Annotated in this window: 11 protein-coding genes and 1 pseudogene; 9 read left to right on the top strand and 3 right to left on the bottom strand. The window is 48.4% G+C overall.

Annotated features, from left to right (window positions below; all coding sequences use genetic code 11):
* A pseudogene (locus WBV27_RS02670) lies at positions 1-696 on the top strand (phenylalanine--tRNA ligase subunit beta); the annotation flags it as partial.
* 200 nt (positions 697-896) lie between these two features.
* Here WBV27_RS02670 and rnhC read toward each other — a convergent pair.
* On the bottom strand, positions 897-1,847 hold the full coding sequence (rnhC, locus tag WBV27_RS02665; protein ID WP_424199178.1) for a ribonuclease HIII: 951 nt from the start codon (positions 1,845-1,847) through the stop codon (positions 897-899).
* Positions 1,848-2,068: 221 nt separating this feature from the next.
* On the opposite strand from rnhC, the gene zapA reads away from it, so the two are divergent.
* The 4 genes from zapA to trxA all read left to right on the top strand — a co-directional run bounded on the left by zapA (position 2,069) and on the right by trxA (position 6,280).
* A complete protein-coding gene (gene zapA, locus WBV27_RS02660) occupies positions 2,069-2,857 on the top strand; it encodes a cell division protein ZapA (RefSeq protein ID WP_424199176.1) in 789 nt (262 codons plus the stop codon).
* A gap of 29 nt (positions 2,858-2,886) precedes the next feature.
* Entirely contained in the window at positions 2,887-3,429 is a 543-nt protein-coding gene (locus WBV27_RS02655) for a CvpA family protein (protein WP_424199174.1), read from the top strand.
* An 88-nt stretch (positions 3,430-3,517) separates the two neighbouring features.
* Positions 3,518-5,893 (top strand): endonuclease MutS2, encoded by a 2,376-nt coding sequence (locus WBV27_RS02650; RefSeq protein ID WP_424199172.1) that lies wholly within the window; start codon positions 3,518-3,520, stop codon positions 5,891-5,893.
* A 75-nt stretch (positions 5,894-5,968) separates the two neighbouring features.
* Positions 5,969-6,280 (top strand): thioredoxin, encoded by a 312-nt coding sequence (gene trxA, locus WBV27_RS02645; RefSeq protein ID WP_106450936.1) that lies wholly within the window; start codon positions 5,969-5,971, stop codon positions 6,278-6,280.
* A 348-nt stretch (positions 6,281-6,628) separates the two neighbouring features.
* Here the strand turns inward: trxA and WBV27_RS02640 are convergent, their stop codons facing one another.
* Positions 6,629-7,054 carry a YslB family protein gene (locus WBV27_RS02640; protein ID WP_161525956.1) on the bottom strand — a complete coding sequence of 142 codons (426 nt, stop codon included), beginning with the start codon at positions 7,052-7,054 and terminating at the stop codon, positions 6,629-6,631.
* A 615-nt stretch (positions 7,055-7,669) separates the two neighbouring features.
* Positions 7,670-7,978, bottom strand: coding sequence for a hypothetical protein (locus WBV27_RS02635; protein WP_424199170.1), 309 nt, complete (start codon positions 7,976-7,978; stop codon positions 7,670-7,672).
* A 213-nt stretch (positions 7,979-8,191) separates the two neighbouring features.
* Between WBV27_RS02635 and racE the strand changes: the two genes are divergently transcribed.
* The 4 genes from racE to cbpB form a co-directional block, all read left to right on the top strand.
* Entirely contained in the window at positions 8,192-9,013 is an 822-nt protein-coding gene (gene racE / locus WBV27_RS02630; protein WP_424199168.1) for a glutamate racemase, read from the top strand.
* 8 nt (positions 9,014-9,021) lie between these two features.
* A complete protein-coding gene (locus WBV27_RS02625; protein WP_424199166.1) occupies positions 9,022-9,645 on the top strand; it encodes an XTP/dITP diphosphatase in 624 nt (207 codons plus the stop codon).
* Positions 9,646-10,164, top strand: coding sequence for a metallophosphoesterase (locus WBV27_RS02620; RefSeq protein ID WP_424199164.1), 519 nt, complete (start codon positions 9,646-9,648; stop codon positions 10,162-10,164).
* A gap of 67 nt (positions 10,165-10,231) precedes the next feature.
* Positions 10,232-10,673, top strand: a 442-nt coding sequence (cbpB, locus tag WBV27_RS02615; protein ID WP_424199162.1) for a cyclic-di-AMP-binding protein CbpB, incomplete at its 3' end; no start/stop codon positions are given.

Below are 10,673 nucleotides of genomic sequence, written 5' to 3'. Positions count from 1 at the left end.
ACGGATATCCAATTTTATGAAATAGGTCGCGTATTCTTCCCATCAGCTGATCGCGTTTTACCGATTGAGGCAGAACGTTTGGCCGGCGTGATGACAGGAATGGCCTACCAAAAAGATTGGCAAATGGCTGCTGAACCCGTCAACTTTTATCATGCCAAAGGAGTATTGGATGGGTATTTCGAGACAATGGGCCTGAGCGATCAGATCCGTTTTGAAGCTGCCAAAGACCTGAAATGGATGCATCCAGGCAGAACGGCTGCCGTCTATCTGGGCGATGCCTACATCGGTTATGTCGGCCAAGTCCATCCGGCAACGGCAAATGCCTATGACCTGAAGGAAACTTATGCTTTCGAAATCGATTTCGAAGCGATCATCGCTGCACCGAAGGAAGTGATCACGCAACAGCCGATCCCTAAATTCCCTGGCGTGACCCGCGATGTGGCTTTATTGGTGGATGAAACCGTCACACACCAACAGATCGTCAAGACCATCAAGGAAAACGGCGGGAAATTCCTGAAGGATGTCCATCTGTTCGACATCTATCAAGGCAAAGGCATCGAGGACGGCAAAAAGTCGGTTGCTTATTCCATGTCATTCCTGAACCCTGAAGCGACGCTTGTCGATGAAGACATCAACAAAGCCTTCACCAAATTGGTTGCGGCTCTGGAAACCGAATGCGGAGCAGCGATCCGCTAAGGGAACCAGCTTTACTCATTTTACTGAACAACACAAAAAACGATTCGCCTCAGAAACGGCGAATCGTTTTTTTTAGGCTAGCTTCACGGGTTAGCCCTTCGGAAATTAGATAAATCGTACCTATTGCGCTCTACGATGCTCAGTCGGCACGATTTCCTAAATTTCTTTCAGGGCTGAATGAACCCGTTCCGCTTTTGTTACTATCTGTTCGCCAATCGGATGGCTTTTTGGGTATTGGCGAAGTGTAGCTTCGTGTATTTGTCCAGCAGTTCCAAGCCGCCTTCACGGTACATTTCCGCTGCAATCAAGTCGACGTTGGCGCCGGCGCCTGAAGGGATCGGATAACCGGAGGCTACGGTCATGTCCACCAAGGTCTTCAGGAAGTAGTAGCGGGCGATGATGGAAGCCGCCGCGACAGCCAGATGGTGGGATTCGCCCTTGGTCTGGAAATGAATGTTCTCCTTCACCTGCACTTTTTGGTCGGAAATATGCTTGAAATACGTCGAAGGCAATTCAAACTGGTCGACAAGGATCGCTTTGGGCTTTTCTGGAGCTATTTTCTTCAACAACTGATCGAGCACTTGATTATGCAGCAACGCCTTCATTTTCCCTTGGGACATCGTCGGTTGGACCTCATTGTATTTTTCGGGCATCAGGTTGATGACGCTGTGCGGGACTTGCTGCAATAACTGCTTCGCAATGGTGATGATGCGGGCATCCGTCAGCGCTTTGGAGTCCTGGACGCCCATATTTTTCAGCAAGGGCAATTGTTCGGCGGACGCGTAGACAGCACAGACCGTCAATGGCCCGAAATAACTGCCGTTGCCGACTTCATCGCTGCCGATGACGGACCAGGTGGAAAAGCCTGCAGGGAGGCCGGTTTTGCTCGTGGCCTCTTTTTTAGGGCCGTTTTTTGCGGCAGGGGGGTTTGGATCCCCGACCTTCTCGCTGTTGGCTTGCCACTGCGCCGCTTCGCTTTCGGCGTTCTGACCTTGGAACAGCACTTTTCCGGAATTGTAACCGGTGATGGTGGTCTGGTTCTTTTTGGCTGTGAAAAGGCTGTGCGGCACTGGTTTCACAGCGTAATCCTGATAAAAGACGGCCATCTTTTTCAGTTGGCCCGTCGTTACTTTCAATACGACATTCGACATATTCTCATCCTTGCTCTATTTAATTTTTCTGGACAGCTTCTCGATGGTAGCATCCCTTATTCTATCACAGGAAGGGCACTTCTTGATGGTGAAATGTGATGGGATTCAGCCGGCTATTTCCGAAAAACGGGCAGGTTTGCGAACAGGAAGAGGTTTATACTGCAATCTGCAAGATTTATGTTAAAATATATTAGACAGTTTTTTAATGGAGGTCTTTGAATATGACGGAAAACAAAAGAAGATTCAAAACAATCATAGCAGGGAAGACCTATACGATTGTGGGAAATAAAGCACCAGAGCATTTGACTGCGGTATCGGAATTGGTCAATGCGCAATTGGAACAGATCAAACAAGCAGCACCGGCGCTTGGTCGGGAGGAGCGCGGCATTCTAGTGGCTGTGAATGCCATTTCCGATCAGATCACGAAACAGTTGGAGATGGAAGAGCTGTTGCTGAAAGTGGCGAAGCTAGAGAAGGCTTTGCAGGAAAGCCAAAGCGTTACACACTCCGCTTCCGTTGAGGAAACAGAACAGGCTGAGCCGGAGAAGACTTTAGCTGAAAAACCCGAACCTGAAGCGGGTGCCGACGTTGAACCAAAAACTGCCGCCGTTCCCCCGACAGAGGAGAAAGCAGCTACACAAGCAGGTGAACCCGAGGCAACAGCGGTTGAAACGCCTGAAAAGGAACACAATGCAGAAAAGATGACCGGTAATGCGGCCGCTAAGAAGGCAGTGGCTACCTTTGCGGGAAAAAAGCGCGATAACGAGAGCCAAACAGTCAACTCTATGCCTGCAACCATCAGTGAACTGCAACAAGCTGCCCGCGAAGCCAACGAACTGCCGGCCAGGAAATCCAATACAAAATTGACGAAGACGACAACCGCTTCTGAGGCGGCACTGAAACGGGAGCAACACAGAAATCAGGTGCGTTCGGCTTTGGGTGTCAACAGAAATGCTGAAAATGCCATTCCGCCTTACACCAAAAATCACGAGCACGATGGAAAAAAGTAGTAAAAAGACTGTAGAAATCAGGTGAAAAAATGCTTACGTTGATCATAGTGCTCTCATTATTGTGGGGCATCTATACTGGCGTCAGAAGAGGACTTATTCTGCAGGTTGTCTACACCCTGGGATATTTCATTTCTTTCTTGGTCGCCAGAGAATACTATGCCGTAGTCGCGGAAAAAATCGATCTGTTGGTCCCGTACCCATCCGTCGAGTTCGGCAAAGAATTGATTTTTTACACAGAAGAAGTGTCATTCGTCCTGGATCAGGCGTTTTATAACGGATTGGCGTTCGTCCTGTTGTTGTTCGCGGGCTGGCTTGTCACGCGATTTGTCGGGAGCATGCTGAACTCATTGGCATTCTTCCCGATCATTAAACAGTTGAATCAGCTGGGTGGCGGCGTACTCGGATTCCTGATGCACTACATCGGGATCTTCCTGTTGCTGACGCTCGCATCCATGATTCCATTGGATTTTATCCAACAGCTTTACGTCGATAGCGAACTTGCGGCTTGGATGGTATCAGAAACGCCATATTTCTCACGTTTGATCTATGACTGGTGGATCGGCATCATTTAGTAACAGAATGTTAATTTAACAGAAGGGACTGTATAGTGTACTATATTGTCCCGCTTTTTTTGGAGAAAGCACTTTTTAGGAGAATAAGATGAATAATAAAATAAGCAAAACATTAGAGTTCGAAAAAATAAAACAACAGCTCCAAAATTTTGCTGCAACCGACCAAGGGAAGGACCAGATTCAGGCTTTGCGGCCCGAAACCGATCCGGAAAAAGTCGTTGCATTGCAAAATGAAACGGAAGACGGCAGAAAGGTGTTGCGCCTGAAAGGCGGTATTCCGATGCCAAGGCTGAAGTCCATCCGCAGCCACCTGAAGCGCCTGGAGATAGGCGGCACCTTGAACGGCAAAGAGATCGCCGAAATTGGACGGGTATTGTCGACCACAAGAGAAATCATCCAGTTCTTCCAATGGTTCGAAGACAACGAGATTTCATTCTTTGTCCTGGACGAATTGGTTGCCAGGCTGGTCGTATTGCCTGAAATCACAAGAAGGATCCAAGCAACCGTCTATGAAGATGGGACGATCCAGAATGATGCCTCGCCTGCTTTGAAAGGAATCCGCACAGGAATCAAGCAGGGCGAACAGAATATCCGGACCAAATTGGATGACATCATTCGAGGCAGTAAGTCAGCCTATCTGAGTGATGCCATCATCACGATCCGTAATGACCGGTTTGTGATTCCAGTCAAGATCGAATACCGCAATCAGTTTGGCGGGATTGTCCACGACCAAAGCTCAACCGGTCAGACGCTTTACATCGAACCGCAAGCCATCCTGGATCTGAATAATCATCTGCGCCAGCTGGCTGCGCAGGAGAAAGCGGAAATCGAGCGGATCTTGTATGAATTATCGATGGAAATCGAGCCTTTCACACAGGAATTGTACGGGAACAGCGAAGTGCTGGCGACGCTGGATTTCATCAATGCAAAAGCGCGTTATGCCGATTCCCTGAAGGCGACACGCCCGATCATCAGCAAAGAAAACCACATCGCCATCTGGAAAGCCAGACACCCGCTCATCGATCAGAATGACGTAGTCGCGAATGATCTGATCCTCGGCGAAGCATACCAAGCCATCGTCATTACCGGTCCGAATACGGGCGGGAAGACGATCATGCTGAAGACACTCGGGATCATCCAGATGATGGGCCAATCCGGGCTTCAGATACCGGCGGATGAGGACAGCCAAATCGGCATTTTTACGGAAATTTTTGCGGACATCGGCGATGAACAGTCGATCGAACAGAGCCTGAGTACGTTCTCCTCGCATATGACCAACATCGTCTCGATCCTTAATCAGATCGATGACAAAAGTCTGGTGCTGCTGGATGAGTTGGGTTCCGGAACCGACCCGCAAGAGGGAGCTTCCCTGGCCATCTCGATTTTGGACTACATCGGCGGCATCGGCAGTTATGTCATGGCCACCACCCACTATCCCGAATTGAAAGCCTACGGTTACAATCGCTCCGGCACGATCAATGCCAGTATGGAATTCAACGGAGAGACTTTGGCTCCGACCTACCGTCTGCAGATAGGCGTTCCCGGACGAAGCAATGCCTTCGATATCTCGAAGCGACTCGGTTTGAACCCAAGCATCATCGATCAGGCGCGCAGTTTCATCGATGTGGACAGCCAAAACCTGAACGAAATGATCGCGGATCTGGAACAGAAGCGACGCGTCACCGAAAAAGAATCCCTGCAGCTCCAAGCGCAGTTGGAAGAATCCGACAAGTTATTGGCGGATCTGAAGCGCGCCAACGAAAAACTGGAAACCAACAAGGAAAAAGTCATCGAAGACGCCAAAAAAGAGGCCAACAAGTTGGTCGATACGGCGAAAGAAGAAGCGGAATTCCTGCTGCAGGAAATCCGTGAAATGCAGCTGAACATGGGGACTTCCGGCAGCATCAAAGAACACGAGCTGATTGATCTGCGCAAGCAATTCAATGATCTGCGTCAAGAGGAATCTTTGGTCAAAAACAAAGTGCTGCGCAAAGAAAAAGAGAAAAAGATGTTCAAACCCGGCGATGAAGTCATGACGGAGACGTACGGCCAGCGGGGCACACTCGTTGAAAAGAAAGGCAACGCTGAATGGGTCGTGCAGATGGGGATCATGAAGATGAAATTGCCGGAGTCGGATCTCAGGCTGATCAAAGAGGAGCCGCAGCAACAAAGAAGACAAAGGCAGATTGCCACTGTCAAATCGGCTTCATCCAGTCACGTGGCGACGCAGCTTGATCTCAGAGGCCAGCGCTATGAAGAAGCTTTGGCTGAAGTAGATCAGTATCTGGATGCCGCTTTATTGGCGGGTTATCCGCAAGTCACTATCGTCCACGGAAAAGGGACTGGCGCCCTCCGCAAAGGGGTGGGCGACTTGCTGAAGCGTCATCCGCAAGTGCTGTCCTATGAGTATGCAGCGGTTAACGCCGGTGGAAACGGCGCGACGATCGTGACGTTCCGCGGCTGAGCAGATTGATTGGTACTGAGCAAAACCTCTGCTATAATTAACACATAACGATGAATTGTGAAGGGAGTAAATACAATGGTAAAAATATTAACAGATGCAAATTTTGAGGCAGAAACGAAGAATGGGGTCGCACTGGTGGACTTTTGGGCAACTTGGTGCGGACCTTGCCGCATGCAATCACCGATCATCGATGAATTGGATGCAGAAATCGGCGACAAAGTGACATTCGCTAAAATGGATGTGGATGCTAATCCGCAAACGCCAAGCCAATTCGGCATCATGGGCATCCCAACGTTGTTGATCAAAAAAGATGGCCAAGTCGTAGAAAAATTAGTCGGCTACCATGCAAAAGAAATGCTTGAAGAAACGCTTGAAAAATATATCTAAACAATAAGAAAGAGTTGCCGTTGCCCTGATGTTTCAGGACTTCCGGCAACTCTTTTTGTTGTGGGAACTTTGTGGTGGAGGCTGTCATTTTTGGCGAAAGGTAGTTGGCCGGAGGAGAGCCAACGAACCGGATACGCAACTCCGGCCAGAGCCTAACCACCGGAGTTGCATGTTCCCATCGCAATCCCTGCTTCGGCGAGGATCCCTTCGCCGGAGGACAGCAAACGGACGGGTCCTCAGCTCCGGGCAAGGCGGCTTTCGCCGGAGGACAGTCAAACCGCGTCGCATTCGCCAAAAAAAGCCCAAGCATCTCGGTAATAGATTACCGCGATGCTTCGACTGAACTGTTCATTCGATGAACAGGGTGATGATGACTTCTTTTTTCTTGTCTTTCCCGACGAGGATCTCTGCTTTTGCTTCACAGGGGAGACCGGTCGTCATCTGGATCTGCTGCGCCAAAAATCCGGCTTCCAGTTGGAAGGAGGCCTGCTCGTTTTGGGTGCGGACAGTGATCAGATCGCTTTCCAGACGGTATTGTTGCGTATTTTTTTCTTTTTTGAGCAGTTCCAGCTGTCCGAAACCGCAATAAATCATCGCTTCATATAGGTCTTCCTGACTTTTTAATGGGAATTGCCGAGCCAAATCTTTCCCGGCCCAATACAATATTTCATCGGTATGTTCGCCAAGGATGTTCCCCAGAAGGTAATCCCTTATCAATAAATAGGAGAAGTGTTCGTTATCGATAATACGGGCATTTTCGTTTTCAGGATTCAATTGTTTTCCCCCCTTAAATGTACTCTTCATTATACACGTATTTTAAATAGTGGATAGAGCCTATTTTCAAGCGATGCCTATCAATGGCGTTTTTTTTCAACATCAGGCATAATAGGGTTAAGAAATCCAACACGCAACTTGAAAGGAAGATGTTTATGTGGACTGCCAAGAAAGTTTTGGGATTGATGCTGCTGTTGATTCCGGTCTTTAAATATATTTCAGACTGGAAAAAAGAAGAGGAACAACGCCGCTTGCTGAACGGCTGAACAGACATCTCCATCCATACAAAAAAATGAAAACTCGTTATACCGCATGGCGCGATATAACGAGTTTCGTTTGTGATTAAGTAGTAAAGTATACGATATTTTAAATGGGAAAGTGCATCACCATTGGATGCACAAGTTGGAAAATATTCCATGCATCCAATGGTGATGGCTAGCTTCACGGGTTACCCCTTCGGAGAGGATAAAGGAACCCCTTGTCTCTACGAGCCAAGGATACTGTTCGACTAACCTGCTGACGCAGGAAGTCTCTCAGCATATTGCGCTCTACGATGCTCAGTCGGCATGATTTCCTAAAATTCTTTCAGGGGTGAACGAACCCGCTCCGCTTTTCTTATTCAGACTGGATACCGTGCACTCTTTTGATGTTCAGCCCAAAAAGGATGCCGTTCCCGGGTGCGGTGATGTTAACCGCTTCTTCGATTTGGTTGATGATTTTTTCGGAATGTTCTTCCTGGGTCAACACCAGCAGGATTTCCTTTTCCGGTTCCAACGCCAGATTGAACAGCTTCTTGTTCTCATGCATCCCGGATCCGCGGCCGGCAATGATGGTGCCGCAGTAGGACTCTTCGCAGCGCGCGCTTTCGAAGACGCGCTCGATCATTCCTTTGTCGACTACGGTTACGATTGATTGATAACTCATCTGTGTTCCCACTCCTTTTCCTGATTACTGAAATTGAGACAATTGTAGCATAGATATTTTTGAACGGCCAATAATCGGCAGTGGCTTTGGGAAAAGGAGACTGCCTTTTCCGCAAAAGCGAAGCAATTTCGGATGAAATTTGCCTCATTTTCACCAAATCAGTGCATCTTAAGGTAAAATAGAGATACGAAAACAAATAAAGGAAGTTACTGCATGAGCAAAAAAGCAATCGGTTTTATTGACTCTGGTGTCGGCGGCTTGACCGTCGTGAAACAAGCAATGAAACAACTTCCCAATGAATCCATTTATTATCTGGGGGATTCCGCCAGATGCCCCTATGGACCAAGGCCCAAAGAAGAAGTGATTCAATACACATGGGAAATGACACAGTTTCTGCTGAAGAAAGATATCAAAATGTTGGTGATCGCCTGCAACACAGCGACCGCAGCCGCCTTGGATGTCATCCGAGAGCGCGTGGACATTCCGGTGATCGGCGTCATCAATCCCGGCAGCCGTGCTGCCATCAAACATTCGAAAAATGAACGCATTGCCGTGATCGGCACAAAAGGCACCATCAATAGCGACGTTTATAAACAAACCATTAAGGACAAAGACAAGGACATTTCGGTCATCAGCATGAGCTGTCCCAAATTTGTTCCGCTCGTGGAGAGTAACCAATACAACGGATCGATCGCCAAAAAAGTGGTTGCGGAAACGCTGAAACCTTTGCTGAAGGAAGCGATCGATACCCTCATTCTGGGGTGCACGCATTATCCGCTTTTGACGCCGCTCATCCAAAATGTGATGGGCCCTGAGGTGACTCTTATCGATTCCGGAGCTGAAACGGTATCTGAGGTGAGTACGTTATTGGACTATTTCCGCTTGGCTGAAAGCTCGCACAACAAGGAAGCATCCGAATATCGTTTTTATACGACGGGTTCGCCCAAACTATTTTCGGATATCGCTGAAAACTGGCTCGGCCAGAGCAATTTTACAATTGAAAAAGTTGACTTGGAAAATTTGATTGAGAAATGAGGGATACGATGAACGCAACTGAAAAAAAGAAAATCGTGATAGCGACTAAAAATCCGGGAAAAGCCAGGGATTTCGCCGTCCTTTTTGAACCAAAAGGCTATGAAGTCGTAACTTTGTTGGACTATCCGGAAATAGAGGATGTTGAGGAAACCGGCTATACATTTGAAGCCAATGCGCGGAAGAAAGCTGAGACGATCGCCGGATTGTTGGGCATGACGGTCTTGGCGGATGATTCCGGCATCTGCATTGATGCCTTGGATGGCCAGCCTGGTGTGTTTTCTGCCCGTTTCGCTGGTGGGATGAAAAGCGACGCCGCCAACAATGCCAAGGTGCTGGCAATGCTTGGGTCCCAGAATAACCCATCCCGGAAGGCACACTTCCATTGCACGCTGGTGTTGGCCCACCCCAATCGGGAGAGTCTGGTGGTCGAAGGGGATATCGAGGGCGAAATCGCCGAGTTTCCGAGCGGAGACAATGGTTTCGGATATGATCCGTTGTTTTATTTGCCACATTTAGGCAAGACGATGGCGCAGTTGAGCGATGTCGAAAAAAATCAGATCAGCCACCGCGCCAATGCCCTGAAAAATCTTGAGAAAAGTTGGGCAGCTTGGCTGGAAAAGGAAGCGGACTAGATGATAAAAATACTTGCAGTCAGCGACAGCCACGGGGAAAAAGATATTCTGAACGAATTGGCTTTACGATATGCGCATCAGGTCGATCATTTTGTCCACTGCGGCGATTCGGAATTGAGCAGTTCCGATCTGATCTGGGGGATCATGACCACAGTGATGGGGAATTGTGATTATGATTATCAGCTGAACGACGAATACCGATTCCAGGCCGGCGACAAAAATGTGCTGGTTGTCCACGGGCATCGTCATTCCGTGAGGGGCTCAGTAGCCGGTTTGAAACGCGAAGCCCAACAAGCGAACGCTTCACTGGTATTTTATGGACATACCCATATCGCCAAAGCGGAGCTGGAGGATGGCATCCTGTTCATCAACCCGGGCAGCATCAGTCAACCACGAGGAACACTGATGGAAAAGACCTATTGCATCGTCACGTTGGACGACCAAACGGCCACAGTTACCTATTACAATGACCGCCATCAGGAAATGGCAGACCTGAACAATCAATTTCAAATTCTTTGATCACATGCAATGAAGGTGCTTCCGACGGATTAGACTGCGGATGGACACCTTTTAGGAGGAAATACAAATGATTAGTAACGAAGTAGCCGGGTTATTGCTGGACAATGACGCGTGCGGGGATCTGATGATCCATGGCGAAAATGTCGCAAATGTACATTGTTCGAATAACCTTAACCATGCGTTTCTGGTGCTGTCCCAAGTGAAGTATTCCGTCATTCCCGTTTTGGATTCGAAGTCCCGCATCAAAGGACTGATTTCCATACCGATGATCATCAAGGCCATCACAGAAATCGATGCAATCCGCTATGACAAAATGGAAACACTCAAAGTGGAAGATGTGATGGACAGTAATGTACAGACCATCCGCCCATGGACGGACCTTGAGGATATCCTGAACTATCTGATCGATCACAATTTCCTGTGCGTTACCGAGGATGACGGCAAATTTATCGGCATCATCACGCGCAAAGAAATTCTGACGAGAGTGAATCACCTGGTGCACGGCATCC

Source organism: Trichococcus sp., assembly GCF_049589555.1.
Lineage (GTDB): Bacteria > Bacillota > Bacilli > Lactobacillales > Aerococcaceae > Trichococcus.
Note: the sequence above shows the minus strand (reverse complement) of the source record. Positions and strands in the feature narration are given on the sequence as shown.